15 protein-coding genes are annotated in these 19881 nt (G+C 32.0%); 7 read left to right on the forward strand and 8 right to left on the reverse strand.

Annotated features, from left to right (window positions below; genetic code table 11):
- Nucleotides 1–215: 215 nt before the first annotated feature.
- Nucleotides 216–6239: a gliding motility-associated C-terminal domain-containing protein gene (locus V9L04_RS00870; RefSeq protein ID WP_338792169.1), complete on the forward strand. Its 6024-nt coding sequence runs from the start codon at nt 216–218 to the stop codon at nt 6237–6239.
- Between the two features lie 213 nt (nt 6240–6452).
- On the opposite strand, the gene V9L04_RS00875 is transcribed toward V9L04_RS00870, so the two are convergent.
- From V9L04_RS00875 to V9L04_RS00890, 4 genes are all read right to left on the reverse strand, one after another.
- On the reverse strand, nt 6453–6665 hold the full coding sequence (locus V9L04_RS00875) for a hypothetical protein (RefSeq protein WP_338792170.1): 213 nt from the start codon (nt 6663–6665) through the stop codon (nt 6453–6455).
- A gap of 137 nt (nt 6666–6802) precedes the next feature.
- The gene (locus tag V9L04_RS00880) at nt 6803–7477 is read right to left on the reverse strand and encodes a DUF4159 domain-containing protein (protein ID WP_338792171.1); all 675 of its coding nucleotides are present in this window, start codon (nt 7475–7477) and stop codon (nt 6803–6805) included.
- A 125-nt stretch (nt 7478–7602) separates the two neighbouring features.
- Nucleotides 7603–8352, reverse strand: a complete 750-nt coding sequence (locus V9L04_RS00885) for an RsmE family RNA methyltransferase (protein WP_338792172.1) — start codon at nt 8350–8352, stop codon at nt 7603–7605.
- Nucleotides 8353–8479: 127 nt separating this feature from the next.
- The gene (locus V9L04_RS00890; protein ID WP_338792173.1) at nt 8480–9070 is read right to left on the reverse strand and encodes a hypothetical protein; all 591 of its coding nucleotides are present in this window, start codon (nt 9068–9070) and stop codon (nt 8480–8482) included.
- A 249-nt stretch (nt 9071–9319) separates the two neighbouring features.
- Here V9L04_RS00890 and V9L04_RS00895 point away from each other — a divergent pair, with 249 nt between their 5' ends.
- The 3 genes from V9L04_RS00895 (at nt 9320) to V9L04_RS00905 (ending at nt 11360) form a co-directional block, all read left to right on the forward strand.
- Complete coding sequence (locus V9L04_RS00895) at nt 9320–9739, forward strand: hypothetical protein (protein ID WP_338792174.1); 420 nt, start codon at nt 9320–9322, stop codon at nt 9737–9739.
- A gap of 123 nt (nt 9740–9862) precedes the next feature.
- On the forward strand, nt 9863–10468 hold the full coding sequence (locus tag V9L04_RS00900) for a hypothetical protein (RefSeq protein WP_338792175.1): 606 nt from the start codon (nt 9863–9865) through the stop codon (nt 10466–10468).
- Nucleotides 10469–10727: 259 nt separating this feature from the next.
- Nucleotides 10728–11360, forward strand: coding sequence for an OmpH family outer membrane protein (locus V9L04_RS00905; RefSeq protein ID WP_338792176.1), 633 nt, complete (start codon nt 10728–10730; stop codon nt 11358–11360).
- 83 nt (nt 11361–11443) lie between these two features.
- On the opposite strand, the gene V9L04_RS00910 is transcribed toward V9L04_RS00905, so the two are convergent.
- The 4 genes from V9L04_RS00910 to V9L04_RS00925 all read right to left on the reverse strand — a co-directional run bounded on the left by V9L04_RS00910 (nt 11444) and on the right by V9L04_RS00925 (nt 17159).
- The gene (locus tag V9L04_RS00910; RefSeq protein WP_338792177.1) at nt 11444–12016 is read right to left on the reverse strand and encodes a hypothetical protein; all 573 of its coding nucleotides are present in this window, start codon (nt 12014–12016) and stop codon (nt 11444–11446) included.
- A 175-nt stretch (nt 12017–12191) separates the two neighbouring features.
- On the reverse strand, nt 12192–14387 hold the full coding sequence (locus V9L04_RS00915; protein WP_338792178.1) for a DUF349 domain-containing protein: 2196 nt from the start codon (nt 14385–14387) through the stop codon (nt 12192–12194).
- Between the two features lie 254 nt (nt 14388–14641).
- Nucleotides 14642–15199, reverse strand: a complete 558-nt coding sequence (locus V9L04_RS00920) for an NUDIX hydrolase (RefSeq protein WP_338792179.1) — start codon at nt 15197–15199, stop codon at nt 14642–14644.
- Between the two features lie 130 nt (nt 15200–15329).
- Nucleotides 15330–17159 (reverse strand): LptF/LptG family permease, encoded by a 1830-nt coding sequence (locus V9L04_RS00925; RefSeq protein ID WP_338792180.1) that lies wholly within the window; start codon nt 17157–17159, stop codon nt 15330–15332.
- 201 nt (nt 17160–17360) lie between these two features.
- Between V9L04_RS00925 and V9L04_RS00930 the strand changes: the two genes are divergently transcribed.
- The 3 genes from V9L04_RS00930 (at nt 17361) to V9L04_RS00940 (ending at nt 19815) form a co-directional block, all read left to right on the forward strand.
- Entirely contained in the window at nt 17361–18446 is a 1086-nt protein-coding gene (locus V9L04_RS00930) for a methyltransferase domain-containing protein (RefSeq protein WP_338792181.1), read from the forward strand.
- A gap of 20 nt (nt 18447–18466) precedes the next feature.
- Nucleotides 18467–18817 carry a hypothetical protein gene (locus V9L04_RS00935; RefSeq protein ID WP_338792182.1) on the forward strand — a complete coding sequence of 117 codons (351 nt, stop codon included), beginning with the start codon at nt 18467–18469 and terminating at the stop codon, nt 18815–18817.
- Nucleotides 18818–19005: 188 nt separating this feature from the next.
- A complete protein-coding gene (locus V9L04_RS00940; RefSeq protein ID WP_338792183.1) occupies nt 19006–19815 on the forward strand; it encodes a universal stress protein in 810 nt (269 codons plus the stop codon).
- Nucleotides 19816–19881 lie beyond the last annotated feature (66 nt).

Below are 19881 nucleotides of genomic sequence, written 5' to 3' on the forward strand. Positions count from 1 at the left end.
ATTACAATGATAATAAGTATATTTGTAACTCTTTACTCAATATAATCAAAATTTATTTTGGATTAAAGAAAAATAGTAAATAGAAAATTTTGTTCGCATTTATTCGTTTTACTATTAATTAAATTAACTATTTTTTTATTAGTATATAATTTATACTATTTATCAAATAAGTCTTCATATAAAGTTAATACTCTTATATACAATATTATCAACCAATGAAAAAACTATTTTTATTTTTACTTTTTACGTTATTTTTAGTCCCTTCGTTTTATATTTTTGCTCAAGATCCTTGTATTCGTACTTCTGAAGGACGAGAATTTTGGGTGGGATTTTTGGATCATGATGGAACGTCTGGTATTGATACTAAATTATATGTTACTTCTCGTGTTGCAGCTACTGGTACGGTATCTTCGACAGCAGGAACTGTGGTAGTACAGAATATAAATGTACCTGCTAATGGTTCTCAACAAATCAATTTAACTCCTGCTTCTGACTATCTTGTTAATGCTGCACAAATACCACAAAATAAAGGTGTTTTTGTAAGTGTTTCTGATCCTATAAGTTTGTATGCTCTTAATAGAAAGTTAAACTCGGCTGATGTAGCTTTAATTTTCCCTTTGGAAGCATTAGGTACAGAATATTATACCATGTCATTCACTCCCAATGGTTGGGGATCTGTATTTTTAATAGTAGCTACAGAAGACAACACAGCTATTTCTGTCACTCCTTCAAGGAATACTTCAACAGGAAGTGCTGCAAATACACCAATTGATATTACTCTTAATAGAGGACAAACTTATTTAGTACGTTCTTCTGGCACAAATGGATCAAATACTGATCTTACAGGAAGCCTTATTAGTTCAGACAAACCCATTGCTGTTTTTTCTGGTAATATCCGTGTAAATATAGATGGAAACTCTTCTGACCATGCCTATGAACAAATACCATCTATAAATACTTGGGGAAGAAATTTTGTTACAGTTCCTTCAGTAAGAGAGAACCCTGCTGTACTTCGTAGTTATGACTATTTTAGAATCATGGCACAAGCAGATGGAACAGTAGTAACAATTAGTGGACAACCTACCCCTATCACATTAAATAGAGGTGAATATCATACATTTAGCACTCAAGGTAACAATACACCACGAACTATTGATTCTAATCAACCTATAATGGTAGGACAATTTACTATTTCACAACAAAACGATATAAATGGAAATCCTATTGAAAATGCAGATCCTTATTTCATTATTCTTTCTCCAAATCAACAGACATTAAAAGATATTAACTTAGAAGCTTTAGCTACTGGAAACATAAATACATTTCACGTAGATGTAATCACAAAAACTACAAACACAGCAAATATTCTTTTAGGAGGAACACCCATGACTTTTGATGCTATTGCAGGTTCGAATATGTCGTATGCACGTAGGAATGTAAGTCCAGGCACTTATACACTTACTAATTCTTCCCCAGCTAATGATGGTTTTATAGCTTATGTATACGGATACGGAAATTTTGAATCGTATGGATACCTTGCAGGAAGTAGCCTAGAAACAGTAGTAGATGTAGCTGATGATGTAGCTTTTTGTGATGGAGTAACGACAGATAATACATTAGAAGCCCCTGATGGATTTATTCGTTATGAATGGCGTCTTCTTCCAGACCCAACTATAATTAGTACCAATCAAGATATTACGGTTAGTGTTTCGGGAAGCTATGAACTCACTACCGAAAATGCAGATGGATGTATAAAAAAGGATATAACAGAAGTAATTTTTAGTCCTCCAGCGATTGCAGATATCAAATATCAAGGTTCATCAGTGTATGAAATTCGTCTTTGTGATAGCTTAGGACAACAAACTATTAGTGGTTTTGATGTTTCTCATACAACAGATAACTCATATATTTGGAGAATAGCAGGAGACCCAACAATAATAGGTACAACTGCTAATTTGATAGTAGATAACTTTTCAGCTACTACAGTCTATGAGCTTGAAGTTGTTAATGCAGCTACTCAATGTAGTTCGGCAGGCAACGGAAGTACATTTGATGAAATAACAGTTATTTTTGATCCTACTCATGATGTAGATATTGTTTTTGATGGTGCTACTCCTGACGTAATAACTTTTTGTGACTCAGAAGGCGAACAAACTATAGAAGCATCTCTAACACCCCTTCCTAGTGATGTAACATATAAGTGGTTTAAGGATGGAGTATTAATGCCAACAGAAACTTCAAGTACACTTGTTGTAAATGAATTTTCTGCTACTACTCGTTATAGAGTGGAAGCTCTACGTCCTGATCAAACACTTTCTTGTCTTCAAACAGATGATATTGTAGTTACTTTTTATCCAGTAGCTCTCATACAACATGATGGATTAGTTAGTGATGATGAATTGTTTTTCTGTAATGCACAAGGCGCACAAACTATTCGTACAGGTATTGCAGATGATCCTCAATTAGAATATCAATGGAGAGATATTACAGACCCTGCCAATCCTGTGGATTTGGGTACAGACTTCGAATTGGTAATAGATAATTTTTCAAGCACTAGAGTTTATGAAATTACTATAACTGATTTAGAAAATGGAGCTAGTAATCCTTGTCCACTCACAGATGTAGTAACAGTTACTTTCTTTGGTAGTGAAATTAGAGAAGTAGGACAAACAAACGAACCAGATGAATTAACTTACTGTGCAGAAGATGGAATTAGAACATTAGAAGTTAATGTAACACCTAATTTACTTCCTTTTTCACAAATAAAATGGTTTGAGAAGAATGGCTCAGTTTTAACACAAGTGGGAACAGGGGCATCATTAAATGTAGATGAATTTCAACCAAATATTATAGTAACTAAAACCTATGTGGTTCAAATATCAAATCCACGAGTAGATTGTATTTCAGAAGATGAAATTATTATTAATTTTCTTCCTCCTTTAGGTCTTGGTTTAATAGGCAGCACAGATATTTGTGATGGAGACCAAACACCTATTACGTTTAGACTTAGTGGTTCTTTTCCAATGACACTTACTTATCGCAAAACTCCATTAATAGGAAGTCCTGTTATTGAACAAGTAATTGTGGGAACAGCTACAACTTCAAGTCCATTTGATTATATTGTACAATCACAAGGGGGAACATATCAAGCACTGGCACTTACAAATGACCTTTGTGAATTATCGCCAGTTCCTACCACAATAGTAGAAGTAACAGTTACTCCAAAACCAGACGTTACTATTTCTTCACCTGACACTTCCATTTGTGCTAATCAAACTACAAAATTTGTAGCAGAAGGAGCAACTAACTATGTATTCTATAAAAATGGATTGCCTATGCCAGCAGGCGCAGTTGCAAATGAATATGAACCTATTGCAGGTACTTTCCAAAATGGTGATAAAATTTGGGTCATCGGAGAAACAAATGGCTGTCCTGATACAAGCCGTATCATGACGATGATTGTCTATCCTCTGCCTGTGGTAGATTTAGGAGTCGATAAATATAAATGTAAAACTGATACTGCTTTTCTTGTCGCTCCTCAAGGAGATTTTATCTATGATTGGAAAAAAATAGATACAGATGGAAATCCTATTTCAGTAGGAAATGGCAACGATACTCTTTTTGTTTTAGATACAGGAACATATTTTATTCGATTAGAAAACGCTATCACACGTTGTTCTTCCATTAGTAACCGAGTAAAAGTATTCAATTTTGATGATGAAGTAGTTGTAGATTTGGGACAAGACCGAACCATTTGTTCTCCAGCTGATTTGCCTTATAGACTTATTGGAAGCGATTTATCACATCTTGCAGGAACAACTTATCAATGGTATGTAGCAGGACAAAATACAATAATTGGTACAGATTCAATATTTGATGTAACAGAAGAAAATACCTATAGCCTTGTTGTTCAAGACCCAAGAGGATGTCAGATTAGTGATACTGTTCGTATTAATTTTGCTCCTACTCCTGATTTTGTAATTACAGGACACGAAAATCCAAACTGTTCTACTTTTGATACCCTTCGTATTGAAAGAAGTAATGTTAAAGGAATGATTATCAATTGGTTTGGAAATGGAATTGTTTCTACTTCAGATTCTTCTAAAGTGGCTATTGTAAATGTAAGTGGAACATACACAGCCACCATAACTGATACCACAACAAGTGCAAATTGTTCTTATACTCAATCTGTGGAAGTTTTTGTTCGACCTAATATTGATTTAGGAATAACAACAACTGCCACAAGCGATACAATTCGTATTTGTGAAGGAGATTCGTTAGTTCTTGATGCCTTCCGTCCTGAACATAACAATAATTTTAATTATCAATGGAGAGTGATTGAAAGCAATACAGTAGTTTCTACAAAATCCAAAATTGCTATCAGACAGACTATGGTAGATAATTATATAGCCAATCGTTTTGAGGTAAAAGTAACTGACCCTAATCTAACTGGAGGAGGAAATTGTTCTATTTTAGATACAATTATTGTTCGTTTTGATAGAAAATCAGGTGTTCAGATTGATTCGAATTTTATCAAAACATTATGTCTAGGTCAAACACAAACACTTTCAGCTGTTGGCGCAGATTCCTACCAATGGAGTAATGGAGAAACAACTCAAACTATTGAAGTAACACCTACTCAAGCAGGTTTTTACACATTTATTGTGAAAGGAATTTTCTCTACTCCAAATCGTTGTGGAGCAAGTGCAGATACAATCAAATTTAGAGTTGTACCTGTCCCTGAGATTGATATTCCAGAAGAAGTAGTGATTTGTGAGAATGATTCGGTGGAAGTAGATGCCTTTTTGCCTTCTCATCAGCCTCGTTATGTGTATGAATGGAAAAATGAAAATACAGGAGAAATAATTGACACAACAGCTATTCATGTATTCAAACAAGACTCTTCAAATATCAATTATGAGCCTCAAACTTATAGAGTAGGCGTTTATGATACACTTGGTGGGGGACGTTGTGGGGCAGAAAGTCTGATTACTGTTACATTTAATCGTAGTGCGACTACAAAAATCATAGCTTCTGATACATTGGTTTGTGTAGGCGAACAAATTACGCTTCGTGCAACAGGAGCAACCAACTTTCTATGGAATACTGGTGAAACAACACAAGAAATAACGTTTTCTTCGGATTCAGCAGGTATTTTTAGGTATACAGTCATTGGAAGTTATGGAGATGGAACGAATACAAATGTATGCCAAAGCACAGAAAAGAGTATTTTGGTTCAATTTAAAGCTATTCCAACAGTTACATTGAATACTCCTGATAGTATCAGTATTTGTGCAGGTGAATCGGTTGAGTTTATTGCAAATGGAGGCGCAACATATATGTGGTCGCATTCCCCAACGGCAAGTGGAGATACTGTTGTGGTTAATCCAACCAACACAACAACCTATATTGTTACTGGTTTTGATACGTTGGGTTGTTCTTCTACTGATACTACAGTCGTTTTGGTGCAACCTAAAATAGATTTAGGCGCAGATAAGCAGCTTTGTGAAGGAGATACAGCCGTTATTGGTGCAGAGCGTCCAGAAGGAGCAACGTATTTATGGAATACAGGGCAAATTTCGGATTCTATTCGTGTCAGAAAAAGTGGTTTGTATTATGTAGAAGTGAGTATTAATGAATGTAGTTATACAGATAGCATTCGTGTTGATTTCAAAGAAGCACCTATGTTGTCAGCAAAAGATACGATTTTGTGTTTTGAAGATGAAAATTCAGACCGTATTTTACATCAAATTGGTGTAACCATCAATAATTATGATTCTACAGCAACATATCGTTACCAATGGTTTGATGAAAACAATGAACTGGTAGGACAAGATTCTTTGCTTTCTACTGAATTTGGAGGAACTTATCTAGTTAGAGTAACAGCAGCTTATCCAAGTGCGTGTAATGGAATTACTAGCTTAGAAATAGAATCAAATTGCGACCCTCAAATCTTTATTCCAAGTGCATTTACGCCAAACAATGACAATCTAAATGAAGAGTGGGAAATATTTGGACGTTTTTATTCTAACCTTCGTATAAAAGTCCTTGATCGTTGGGGAATGGAAGTATATTCAGCTCTTCAAAAAAGAAGTGATGATGAAATTACATTTTGGGACGGAACATACAAAGGCAAAAAAGTACCTGCTGGAGTGTATTACTACGAAGTAACTTATACAAATCCAACAGATAAAAGTAATACCATAAAACAAACTGGAACGGTTACTATTATTTATTAAGTAATTTGTCAATAGTTTAAAAGATAGAATTTTTGCACAAAAAAAATCAGTAATTATTTTGAGTCATCAAATAATTACTGATTTTTTTTGTAAAATACTCTGCATAAAAAGCAATTTATTGCTATTAATTTATGATAGTACTATTTATTCATAAAAAATAGGCAGCACAATAAATTTTATTGTACTGCCTAAACTATGTCTTAACTTTAAATACTAGAAACCACCATCAGAAACAAAACCACATTCAGTATAGCCATTTTGTGCAATAATCCTTTGAACCATTTCCCATGTCTGTTCTTGAACAGTAACTATTTCATATCTAGAATTACGACAAGTGACAGTAATCCAACCCCAACCACCTCTAACTTGATTAGAAACCTTGTTAGAAATAGCAAATTTTTTAAAATCTTTCTTTAAGTTGCTCATAATAAATGTATGATTTTTAGTGATATGCTAATTATTTAGCGATGCTAATATCATAATTATTATAGAAATATACAATACTTTATACACATTTTCATTTTATTAACATTCGTATAATCCTATATTTTTGCAGCAAAAAGTTACTTTAATTGCACAAAAGCAAACAAAACCAAATTAGCACCCATTTTTAGGGCAGCTTGGCGTTTCTCTTCTGGGTCGTTGTGGATAGAAGAATCTTCCCAACCATTTCCTAAGTCAGATTCATACGAATAAAAACAAACTAAACGACCTTCATAAAGCAAACCAAAACCTTGTGCAGGTTTGCCGTCATGTTCGTGGATTTTTGGAAGTCCGTCTGGAAATTTATAATTGATAGTATAAACATCATGAGAATACGGCAGTTCGATAAAATCTAATTCGGGAAATACTTTTTTCATTTCTAAGCGAACAAATTTATCCATTCCATAATTATCATCAATATGCAAAAAACCTCCTCCAATTAAGTAATTACGAAGGTTTTGAGCTTCCTGTGCCGAAAAAACCACATTTCCATGCCCTGTCATGTGTACAAAAGGATAACTAAAAAGCTCTGCACTTCCTACCTCTACGACTTCTTCCTCTTTATCAATTTGTGTTTTTAGATTCTCATTACAAAATTCTATTAAGTTAGGTAAAGATGTTTTGTTTGAATACCAATCTCCACCACCATTATATTTTAACTTAGCTATTTTATAAGTAGCTTTTGGTTTTAGAATTAATTTGTTTGGAACAAACGAAAATAAAGCTAGAGTAAGAACTATTAATATATATTTCATTTTATTTCAATTACGAATTAGAAATTACGAATACAGTTTTTGAACCACAGAGTTTAAGGAGGAAGAGGAGAAATACAATTTCATAAGATTTGAGATTTTATTTCCTAATTCCCAATCTCCATTTTCTATTTCCTATTCAAACTATTCAAAGCCATACACGAATAAAGTGCTGCCGTTTCTGTTCGTAGCCTGTATTCTCCTAAACTAACACACTCAAAACCAGATTGTTGAGCTTGATGAACTTCTTCAGGAGAAAACCCACCTTCACTTCCTATCAAGACCAAATAATAAGCATTTTTGGTAGCACAGTTTTCTAAAACAGCATTTGTATCAGTGGGCGTATAAGCTATAAAACGCTGAATTTCTAACGTTTCTTCGCCATGTTTAGTTTGGTTCTTTCTATCAGAATGGTATTTTTTTATAAAATCTTTAAATTCTTTAGGAGGATTTATTCTTGGAAGTGTTGCTCGCAAAGATTGTTTGATTGCAGCAATACTTTTCTTAACTAATCGGTCAGATTTTAGATGATTGTATTCACTTCTACTTGTTTCGATAAATGAAATTTCATCAATGCCAATTTCAATTGCCTTTTCTAAAAACCATTCTATTCTATCCGAACTTTTAGTGGCAGCAACAGCAACATGAATGTAAAAAGGACGTTTTGCTTCCGTGCTTACAATCTGTGTAATTTCTATCAATGAATTTTTAACATTTGGCGAAAGCACTTTTCCCTTTGCTAGTATTCCTTTTCCATTTACAATATCTAAAAAATCGCCTTCTCTTACTCTAAGGGTTTTGAGGTGTTTGGCTTCCTCTTCTGGAAGTGTAATTTGTTGTCCAAGTTCTAAATCAGGATAGAAAAAATAAGTATCCATATATACAGTTATCAATAAACAGTTATCAGTTACCAGTAAATACAAAAGTGATTTTTGAAATTTAACTTATTATAAACATAGGCAAACTGGTTTTAAAAAATAATAATTTTACAAGCTATAAAAAAAATTAATCCTTCACAATCATTCCAGCACATTCTACAGCTTCATTTCCTACAAAAGATTTCCAAATTTGTTTATGAGGATTGAAAATTATAGCGTATTGCCAATCATTGGAGAAAAAACGCTGTTGTGTTCCCATATCTGTTCCTGACATAAAAACAGAAAGATTATTAGGATGAGTATGATACCAACCAATCATTTGCCATTGTTTGTTTTCATCTTTATCCAAAATTGCATCAAACTCATCTAGCATTTCTTTCCAAACTTCATGATCCATTTCTAAATAAGCCGAACTTCCTCGGGCTTGTTTTCCTGCTAGAGCTTCCTCTACTACACCATACATAAGGTTCTTTTTCTCATCAAAAAAGACTTTTCCTAACAAAACGCCTCCTTGTTCGACAACGTTTTCAGTTGTTGTTTCTCCCCAAGAAATGTGTTCAAAAATCTGTTTTATAGCCTTTGGCTTAATGTAGAGTTTTGTGTTTTTGGCATCGTTCTTACTTTTTGAATTGAGCGAAGGTTCAATCAAAAAAGACGGTTCTATTTGATTTTCAGGCTTGTATGCTTCTGAAACAGTATTTATTTTAAATTTTGACAAAATGTAAATCGTTTTTGTTCTTTGTATAGCTGAAACTAAAAAAATAACATATTTATTAACAATACAGTTAAAAGTAAGCAAATTTATTGAAAATGCCGTATGTTTATATCAAAATTTTTAAAATAGTGTTTTGTAAGTTTTAATTTTTTAGAAATAGTCTTATATCTTTTACTTTTTTTTAGAAAATCTATATAGTTTGATTTGGTAAAATGTAGTCCAAGATTTGGAAAAATTTATTAAAATCAATTTATGAAATTAATATCAAAAACGTGTTTTGTATTATTTCTTGTTTTTTCTATTTATGCTCTCACTTATTTTTTAACACAAGAATTACCCACTTTTTCCTCAAGAGAATTTGAAATAGATGCTAAAAAAACATTAAGAATTGAATTTGTGGCTGACACAATTTTTGAAGATGAACCAAATCAATTACTCAATAAAAAGCCTATTACAGAGCAATTAGAGATTTATAACTTTATAAGTCAGATTAATAAGTCAGAACCAAATTCAATGTGGAAAGGAGTTGGGTGGGATAAAGTAATGGTCTTTCAGAAAGATACGACACTGATTCTTTATACCAATGGAAAAATTATAGGAGCAAATAATAGTGGTTGGTTTTATAATTTATCTAAAAACTCTCTTCTATCAAAAAGATATATTTCAAAATAAATTTGATAAGACCCTATTTTTTTCAGAATTTTGCACTCCTAAATAATAATACAACTCTTTGATTATTATTTTTATTTCAAATAAAATATTTCATTCAAAACTCTCTAAAACGTCTCAGAATTTATGAAAAAGATTAAATCTATCTATGTATTATTTATCTTTGCTGCCTTGAGTTCGTATGGTCTTTGGGCATGTACTAATAGTGGCACTTCTGAAACTACAACCGAAACAGAAGAAGTAGAAGAACCAGATACTCGTCCTGCTTCTGCTGCTGTAGACAATGATTTTTATATCAAAGCTGATATTGGAGGGAAAGAATATAACTTCAATTATTTATCTCTTGACAATGTTGCTAGATACAATTTATTGAAAAAAGATTTATTTAGAATCGAACGCTGTGCTGATGACCATTGTAAAGAAAGCATTTATTTGCAAGCTCATAACTTTGATTTGAATCAAACTCCTCCTTTTACGCTACAAGAAAGTAAAGAAGGCAAATTACGTAAAGATATTATAGTAAATTTTATACGTACAAATAACACAGGCAAATTCAAATATCAAATGCAAGACTCTTCTGAAGAACCTTTTGAAATGACTATTCAAAAAATAGAGGGAGATATCTATGAAGGAACTTTTAAAGGTTTACTAAACAATGAAAAGAAAGATTCTACACTTGTTATTAAAGGTTCTTTTCGTACAAAAATGATTGTTAGAAATCCTGCTGCATAAAGCTATTTGAAAGAAGTTATTTAATGAAAATGCTTTTTTGTTGGTCTATTATAAAACACTGATAAAGGCTGTATTTTTTTTATATTCTTAAACAACTTCAAAAGATAAAAGCACAAACAACCAAACGATAAATATTTATTAGGGATTCTATTTTGAAAGATTCATTTAAAAAGTCTTAATAAATAATTTTCTATTATCTTTGTGCTTTTATTTATTTAAGGTAAAAATTAATTTCAATTTCTCAATTTCAATCTCAATAATGAAAAATACATTCACTCGTTCATTTTATTTCGCTCTTACATTAATTATTTCTTTTGTCGCTTTTACAAGTTGCCAACCAAAAGAATCTAAGACTGCAAATGCTACTAATACCACTACTAGCTCATCAAATTCTACAAACAATGGCGATATTGCTTATGTAAATCTTGATACGCTTAACACATATTATGATTATTTGGTAGACATAAAAAACAGAACAGAAAAGAAACAAACAGAAATGAGAAGACAGTTAGAGCAAAGCGAAATTCAATTACAGAGTGAAGCTGAAAGTTTTCAAAAACGTGCTTCTCAAGGTCTTTTATCTGAAAATGCTGCAAAAAAAGAACAACAAGATCTTCAAACAAAATATCAAATGTTAGAAAGACAAAAAGGTTCTATGTCAGAAGCTCTTATGTTGCAAGGTGAAAAAGATATGAACAAAGCATACTCAGATATTGAGTCTGTTTTGGAAGAATACAAAGCTGAAAAAGGATATAAAGTTGTTTTAGGAACTCAAAAAGGCATGTCTATGATTCTTTATACAGATAAAGAATTAGATATTACAAAAACTGTTTTGGAGCGTTTAAATGCAAAATACAAAGCTGAAAAAGATAGTACAGAAACAGCTCAATAATTTGATTCAAATGTTTGGCACAAAAAAACAGTCTATAAAATGTATTTATAGGCTGTTTTTTTTGTATCTTTTTTCTTACTAACTTATTCAACTTCTATATCCTGAATTACTTTTACTTTGGTGTATTTTTTTGTTTTCGGATTATAGTATTTTCTTTCTTCATATTCTATTTTTAATTCCTTACCTTTCAGGGACTCTGCATCTCCTTCTAATTCTTCATCATTATCAAACTCTTCTAACCAAATAAGTCTGTGTAAATTGCCTTCTGCGTCTTTCACCAAAAATATCACAAAATCATTTTCTTCGACTTCTTCGATGGTAGCTTCTATATTAAAAACATATTTTTCATCATCATCCATTTTTTTTCCTATCATATTCATAAATATTTTAGGACATTTTACGCCTACTGTTAGGGCAATATCTTTTACAAAACTTTCTATTTGTTTCTGATCTTCAAAATCCAAATCCATTGTTTTAGTAATTTTTGCCTCATTAGCTACGATTGCAGCCATTAAACATTCTGCTAACTTTTCTTCTACTGCGACTCCATTATTCAAATCTACATTAGAATCAGAGATACAATTACAAACATCTTTTGCAATTTTTTCTTTTAAAGCATCCTTTTTTTTGGTTTGTCCTAGGGCAGAAAAAGACATAGAACATGCTAGAGTAACAAAGAATACCAGTGAAAATATTTTTTTCATTTTAATTAAATTATAAAGTAAATAACAAATTTTACACAAAAATAAAATTTTAAAAAACAAAAAAGCATTCTATCCAAAAATAAATTTGAATAGAATGCTTTTTTATAAAAATCTAATAAAAGTAAATTTACTTTTCAGAATTATCACTTGAAGTTTCTGCATTTGCTTCTACTTCTTGATTTACTTCTGCTGCTTTTTCTTCACTTTTCTCTTCTTTCGGAGCAGTTGTCAAGATTTTGATTTGATTTTCTATAGCTGCAATTTCAGCTTGTGCTTTTGCAATTTTTTCGTTGAACTCTTCACGAAGTTTATCAGCCGTTTTTGATTTTGCAAAAAACTCAATGTTATTTTGCCACAAATTAATCTCATTTTCTAAATCTGTGACTTTACGTTTGAGTTTGTTTTCACTTTGTTTGAAGTCGCCAGCCATTTTTGGATTTTTCTTGATAGCTTTTGCTTGTGTTTTGAAATGGAATGTCTGAGCTTCTTCACTACTCAATTCCGAATTTTTCATAAACATTGCATTTACTTCATCAAAACGGTCTTGAATGGTACGGATATTTTTGCGTGGAACAAATCCGATTTCATGAAACTTCAAATGTAGTTCTTGTAATTTCTTTGTATCATTTGACTTTGCTTTTGCAAGTTCTTCTATTTGATTACAAATTTCTAATTTTTGTTTCAAATTTTCTTCTTGTGCAGCATCTTGTTCTTTATAACGATTACGACGACGCTCAAAGAAATAATCAGCAGCTTGTTTGAACTCTTGATAAACTGTTTCACGTTGTTTTTCTGGCACGTGTCCAATTTCTCTCCATTCGCTCTGCAATCTTTTTAGTGTATTTGCTGCGTTATCCCAATCTGTACTTTCTTTAAGTTCTTCAGCTTGTTTGATAAGTTCTTGTTTTTTAATCAAATTCTCATCTCTAGCTGCATCTAATTTCTCAAAGAATTTAGATTTATTATTAAAGAATGTTTTGAAATTATCCCAAAACTGCTTGTTCAAACTTTTAGCCACTTCACGAGGAGCAGGTCCGATAGCATCCCATTGTTTTTGAAGTTCAACAAGTTCTTGCGTTTTGTTATTCCACTCTCTAATTTTGTCTGTGTCATAACTTACAAACTCCTCTACTTTTAGGCAGAGGTCTTGTTTAAGTTTCATGTTTTCTTCTAACTGCGCCTTAAATTTGTCTGCATATTCTCTACGAGCATCATAAATTTTGTCAGAAGCTACCTTGAAACGCTCCCAAAGCTGCTCACGGTCTGCTCTAGGAACAGGACCAATACGCTTGTATTCTTGATGCAGACGATTGAGTTCGTTTACAGCATCATTTAATTTATCGTGATTCAAAAGTTCTTCAGCACGAGTAACAATAGAAACTTTTGCTTCCAAATTACGCTCACGGTCAAGAGCTAAAAGCTCACGTTCCTGCGATTTTTGATTGTAGAAAAGGTCTAGTAATGCTTTATAATTTCTATAAATTTCGTCAGCTTCTTGCATCGGAACATAACCAATATTTTTGAATTCTGACTGAATTGCTTTTACTCTATCAAATTCTCCTTTTCTTGAAAGTTCACTTGGTTTTGAAGTATCTGTAAGCAAACGAAGTTCTTCAATGATAGCTTGTTTTTTCTTTAGATTGCTTTGTTTTTCGCTTTCTAATTTTGCATAATGATTGCGTTTGGCTTCTTTTACTGCCTTAAAGTTTTCATAGAACATTCCAGTGAGGTCATCTTGTTGGAATGAAAAGCCTTCTTTTTCTTCATCTGTTGTTGCTGATTCTTCGTATTTCTGACGTGCTTCTTTGCGTTCTGTTTCATTAAAACCATCTATAAATTCTCTGATTTTTGAAACTTGGTCATCTAAATAACGAAAGTTAATTCTTTCTTCTGTTGCTGTTGTTGCTTGCGCTGCAAACAATGCACTTTTAGCAACTAATTCTTCTTTAGACAAAGTCGAATAATCTTCTTGTGGAAGTTCCTGTGTTTGTTGTCTTTGCTCTTTTTCAGAATTTTCATTTTCTGTATCATCTGATTTTTCATCATCAGAAGCATTTGTCTCTTCGCTTTCTTTTCTGATAGCTTCCAAATCTTCTTCAGTTACTTCTTCCTCAGCTTCTTCTGCTGATTCATCTTTTAAATCAGGTTTTTCAGTTGCTTCTATATTACTTTCAGCTTCTTGGACAATTTCTTTAGCAATAGTATTATCCATACTTACACTTGCTTCGCTTCCTACTTCAATATTTTCTGTAGAGTTTTCTACATTTTGAGTAGTGTTATTGTGTGCGTTTTCGTTCTGGTTCTCGTTTTCTTCGTTCATCATAATAGTTACAAGATAAAATCAGCAAATAATTAAAGTATTGTTTCTGATTTTTCAATCAAAACAATATACGTAAGGCATTTTATAAATTAAAAGTCATCTTTTTCATCAGAAAAGAAAAAAAGAAAAGCTATTATTCTACAGCTGTATTACAAAACACAGTCATTGGCAAAGTTAGAAAAATTAAATTAAATTGGCGATTATTATAGGACTTTTATAAAGTTTTGTTTGGATGAAAATATCAAGTATTTAGGATTCTACACTCTTTCATCTAAAATAACTTTTACTCTCAAAATACCTGCAACACTAATGGCATCAGTAATTTGCCCATTCAAAACCATTTGATAAGCGTCTCTGAAAGGCAGTTTTTTTATTGCTAGATTTTCAGTTTCTTCCCATTGCATTTCTCCTTGGTTGAGTTCTTGTGCCAAAAATACATAACCCACTTCATCACAAATTGAATTCGAAGTGTGTAATTTCATGATATTTTTCCATTTTTTGGCTCTTAGTCCTGTTTCTTCTTCTAACTCTCGCTGTGCATGCAACAAATAATCATCTGTTGGTGCGCCTCCCATAGGTAGCTCCCACGAGTATTCATTTAGTGCATAACGCCATTGTCCGACCAAATAAGTATTATTTTCTTCATCTAAAGGAACAATTCCGATAGCTGCATTTTTGAAATGAACTACACCATAAATTCCATTATTTCCACTTGGATTAATTACTTGGTTTTCTTTTACATGAATCCAGTTGTTTTCATATACCGTTTTAGTAGAACGGGTTTCCCAATCATTTTTTGAATTTTCTATATTCATTTTTTGAAGAAATAATTACGAATTAAAATTGATGATTATGAATTTTTTTAAGAAAAGGAGTAGCGTTTTTGTTGGTGTCACTATGCTAAAACACCAACAACAACCTTTATATTTATAGTAGAAAAATCCCTTATACTTTTTCATTTGTGTTTTTCTGCTTTACAAAATACTTTTTTACTTTCCCAAAAAGAACCACATACGCATCCACTTCGAAGAGCCTAGAATCTGCTCTTGCTTGTAATAAAAATATAATTCCAAAAACTAAAAGCAACATATTTGCAGCCCAAGAACCCATAAAAATAGAAATAATTTCTTCTCTTGCCCACTTATCGCCAGTAATACTCACAATATAAAATAAGATAAAAAAGATGATTGAAATAAGAACAGGAACTCCCAGTCCTCCTTTTTTTATAATTGTACCAAGTGGCGCACCTATCAAAAACATAATAAAACAAGCCACAGCAAGTGATAAGCGTTTATTTTTTTCTAATAAGGCTCTTCTTGAATCATACTCAAAACGTTCAATTCGATCACTATTTGTTTTGGCAAAAGAACGCATATTTCTAATTTTAGTTAATGCTCTATCAATTATTACCTCTTTACTTTTTTTAGAGAAATTTTGATGTGCTACTGTAATTGTATCAGGAAGATTTTTCCAATCAATTGTATCTAACCCATCTAAAGCATTAGGAATTGGTGCTAGATTATTGTTTATCTCTATTGACTCTTCCATCATGTGACCTCTATAAAACTTAGTTTTTATAGGATTAGAACCTCTATTGTTTGAAAATGCTCCAGTAGAGCTAGATACTTCTGTTTCTGTATTTTTAGAATCACTTGCACTATCTAATATAGACGTATCAGGATTTTTTGGATTTAGTCTTTTAATCGAATCTAGTGCTGTTTGTTGTCTTTTATCTGTTTCTAAAGCTACATCTGAGTTATATGAATCTTCTTTTATAAGGTTTTTATCTAAAGAATCTAGTTTTGCTTGTCTTTTTTCAGCTTGTTTTATTTCTTGTTCAGCTCGCTGCGCTAATCGTTCTCTTTCAAATTCTACAAAAAAAGTATAATCAAAATAACTCCTTGCTCGTGTTGCATTTTCATCTTCTACTTCTCTAGCATCTTGCATAAGAGAATCGGCTTCTGCATCTAGTTGAGAAACAGTCATCATATATCGATTTTGCTGAAATAACTCTTCTGAAGTTTCACTCATTTGCAAGAAAGATAAATCAAAATTGAAGGTGGCTTGTTCGAATTTATCTCTCATAAAAGCATTTTTATCTACTCCACCACTAGTAAGCTGTTCAGAATAGCGATGACCATTTTCTACATGGAATTCTAATATTTGCTCATCTTGTTTATTTAACATCAATCCTTTATCAGCAATAATAAGATCGGTATTTCCTCTTGCGCTTCTATGGTCATAGATAATTAAATCTTTTAAGCTATCTGTTCCCTTTACTTTTTCGCCTATTCGTATACTCCAACCTGGCAAACCATTATAAAAAGAACCTTCTGGAAAGTCTAAAGTAGGTTCTTTTTGTCGGACATCATAAAGTAAACGGTATGCCTTCAAATTTACTTCTGGAACAATAGTATCATTAAAAACATAAGCCACTCCTGTCATAAAAATAGCAAAAAGTCCAACAGGCATAAGTATTCTGATAAGTGAAATCCCACATCCTTTTATTGCTGTGAGTTCATTATGCTCACCCATATTTCCAAATGCCATCAAGGAAGCCAAAAGAATAGCCAATGGCAATGCTTGTGGAACAAGAGTAAGTGAAAAGTAGAAAAAGAGTTCTGCGAAAACTTCTGCCCCCAAACCTTTACCCACCAAATCCTCAAAGTATTTGGACATAAAAACCATCAGTAGAATAAATAAAACTACCGAAAAAGTAAGAAAGAAAAGCCCAAAAAAGGAATGAGCGACCAGTTTATCTATTTTTTTAAACATATAACACAGTTTGTCTTTTTAAAATTGTAGGACAAAAATACATGAATAGTCAGATATAAATAAAACAGAAGGCAGAAAAAAACCAATAATTCGGATTTTATAAGTTAGCTTAACAAACTTTATTCTATTTTTGTGTAAAAATTATGTATTCAGTTGCATAAAACGGAACGAAATAAAAAATTATCAATAAAATAAATTCAGTTGAAAAAATACTTAGTAACCTGTGATTATAATTTAGAAGATTTAGTCATAGAAGAGATAAAACAGAAAATACCAAAAGCCACAGAAGTAAAACAATTTGAAAACTTTTCGCATCGTGTTTGTTTTCTTGTTCCTGATTCTGATGAAAATACAAATGCTATAGTTCTGCAACAACTGCTTTCACTTAGAAGTATTCATTCTGTCATAGAATTGAAAGGTACTTTTTATTTAGAAAATCCTACTTTAGAAGCTCTAAAACAAAAAGTAATGCAAATAGATTTGCCAGAACTAAAAACAGCAAAATCGTTTCGTGCAAGTGCCGAACGTTATGGGACCCATGAGTTTACATCCATGGAAATGGTAAAACATATTGGACACACCGTAATTTTGCGTTATCAAACACCTGTTTCTTTAACAGAATATGAATATAACTTGAGAGTTGATGTGATAGGAAGTTTTGTTCTTGTGGGTTATCAAATTACTGATGATACACTTGCACATCGTCAAGGAGAATATAATAAAATTGAGCGAGTATTTCATCACAGAGCTGCCACCAAACATACTTTGGCGTATCATTTACTTACTTTAGCAGGTCTTAAAGAAGGAGAATCACTTTTAGACTGTACATGTGGAGGAGGAACAATTGTTTTAGAAGCTGCCAGTATTTTTGGGAATAAAATCAAAATTTTGGCTGGAGATATGCACCAAAAAGCGATGGAAGGAACACAAGAAAATCTACGATTAAATAACTTTGACTTTGTAGGGGTTAGAGAACTCAATGCACGTCATTTAGATGAAAGCCTACAAGATTATATCTTAGAAAATGGGCAAATAGATAAAATAGTTTGTAACTTACCTTTCGGAATTCAATCTGGAAAACAGGTAAACATGCGTGGCTTATACGACCAATTTTTGAGTTCGGCTGACAAAATTTTATCTAAAAACGGAAAAGTGGTCGTTCTTACAATGAGACAAGGCGTTTTTAGAGAAGTTATCTTTATGATAAAAAAATATAAAATCACAAAAGAATATGTAACTGAAGCTGGAGGTTTGTATCTTCATATCTTTGTGTTAGAAAAAATTTAATGAATCAGGTTAAACCATTTATGAGAAATAATATCTATCAATTAAAAGAACAATCAAGGCTATTTGTATATTTTACATTTGTTGTTGTTCTGACTTCTTGTAACAATTTAGGAAAAAAAGGAGAATGGAACTTAGAATATAAAGCAAAGTTTGAGTCTGACTGTAAAGTAGAAATCAATAGTGAAAATGAAAAGTCCTTACTAAAACTAGATTCTCTAACCATTTCTAAAATTTGTGATTGTGTAGCTTCTAAAGCTGAAAAAGAATTTGCTCCTCTAGATATGGAAGAAAAGAATTCCCAATCACAAATGAAAATTATAAGTACAGATTGTGCAAGAGATATTTTGATAGAGAATTTGAATAAAAATTGATATATTTATACTTATTAAACGTTATCACGGTTATTTACAGGTCTAATAATTAGCAAGTTATAGAAAAGCAAAACAGTCTTATTTTTCCGTAGCGACAGGTTTTCAAACCTGTCGCTACGGAAAAATCAATATTACTAAACTAACCGTGATGACCTTTATTTATTCTTGTTTATTTTGAGTAATTAATTATGAAAACGCTACTTGTTCCAACTAATTTTTCTTTGTCTTCTGCAAAATCGTTGCAGTATGCAATATTGCTTGCCAAAGAATTTGGTTCGAAAATAATCGTTCATCATACCTATCCTCAAAATAGCCCAATTCATTTGTTGTCTGATTTGGAAAATCAACTGCACGTTTTTGTCAGTGAATATGATTTTGAATGTTATAAAAATTCAGAAGACTATATTAAAATAGAAACCTCTATTCAACAAGGAAGAGAAAAAGAAAATATTATCAAGATTATCAAAAAACATGATGCTGATATTTTGATTCTTTCAGCAAAAGACCGTTCACAATGGGAAGGGATACCTTTTGAAAGGCTTATTTCACAAACTTTAGAACAAACCCTTTCTTCTATTTTGATTGTGCCTTCGGAGATACAAATACAAGATAGCATTGAACATGTCGTTTTTGCACTTTCTTTAGATGAAGGAGATGCTGATATTATTGATTCTCTATTACTCTTTTGTGAGATTTTGGGAGCGCACCTGACTTGCCTTCATGTTTTTACAAATGAAGAGGAAAAAAACTTAATTGATTATCAATTAAAACCATTACAAAAAATTTACTCTTCTATTTCAAAAGAAAAAATGAGTTTTGAAATTACTTATAATAAAAGTATTCAGGAAGGAATTAGTGACTTTTTAGATGTTAAACCTGCTCAATTATTAGTTATGCTAACAAAAGAGCGTTCCTTCTTTGAAGGACTTTTTCATAGAAGTGTTTCGCAAGGAATGAGTTTTCAAAGTAAAGTACCCGTAATGATTGTAAAACTGTGATTAGCACAAAGGAACTAGAACGAGAGATTAGTAGCAAGAGAATAGAAAGTCAAAATACAATTGAAT

The organism is Bernardetia sp. MNP-M8 (assembly GCF_037126285.1).
GTDB lineage: Bacteria > Bacteroidota > Bacteroidia > Cytophagales > Bernardetiaceae > Bernardetia.

What these genes read in the sequence shown, in the direction of transcription:
- V9L04_RS00885 (WP_338792172.1), bottom strand. Translation starts at nt 8,352, where the DNA reads ATGGATACTTATTTTTTCTATCCTGATTTAGAACTTGGACAACAAATT.
- V9L04_RS00940 (WP_338792183.1), top strand. Translation starts at nt 19,006, where the DNA reads ATGAAAACGCTACTTGTTCCAACTAATTTTTCTTTGTCTTCTGCAAAA.
- V9L04_RS00900 (WP_338792175.1), top strand. Translation starts at nt 9,863, where the DNA reads ATGAAAAAGATTAAATCTATCTATGTATTATTTATCTTTGCTGCCTTG.
- V9L04_RS00880 (WP_338792171.1), bottom strand. Translation starts at nt 7,477, where the DNA reads ATGAAATATATATTAATAGTTCTTACTCTAGCTTTATTTTCGTTTGTT.
- V9L04_RS00925 (WP_338792180.1), bottom strand. Translation starts at nt 17,159, where the DNA reads ATGTTTAAAAAAATAGATAAACTGGTCGCTCATTCCTTTTTTGGGCTT.
- V9L04_RS00920 (WP_338792179.1), bottom strand. Translation starts at nt 15,199, where the DNA reads ATGAATATAGAAAATTCAAAAAATGATTGGGAAACCCGTTCTACTAAA.
- V9L04_RS00905 (WP_338792176.1), top strand. Translation starts at nt 10,728, where the DNA reads ATGAAAAATACATTCACTCGTTCATTTTATTTCGCTCTTACATTAATT.
- V9L04_RS00910 (WP_338792177.1), bottom strand. Translation starts at nt 12,016, where the DNA reads ATGTCTTTTTCTGCCCTAGGACAAACCAAAAAAAAGGATGCTTTAAAA.
- V9L04_RS00870 (WP_338792169.1), top strand. Translation starts at nt 216, where the DNA reads ATGAAAAAACTATTTTTATTTTTACTTTTTACGTTATTTTTAGTCCCT.
- V9L04_RS00915 (WP_338792178.1), bottom strand. Translation starts at nt 14,387, where the DNA reads ATGATGAACGAAGAAAACGAGAACCAGAACGAAAACGCACACAATAAC.
- V9L04_RS00895 (WP_338792174.1), top strand. Translation starts at nt 9,320, where the DNA reads ATGAAATTAATATCAAAAACGTGTTTTGTATTATTTCTTGTTTTTTCT.
- V9L04_RS00935 (WP_338792182.1), top strand. Translation starts at nt 18,467, where the DNA reads ATGAGAAATAATATCTATCAATTAAAAGAACAATCAAGGCTATTTGTA.
- V9L04_RS00875 (WP_338792170.1), bottom strand. Translation starts at nt 6,665, where the DNA reads ATGAGCAACTTAAAGAAAGATTTTAAAAAATTTGCTATTTCTAACAAG.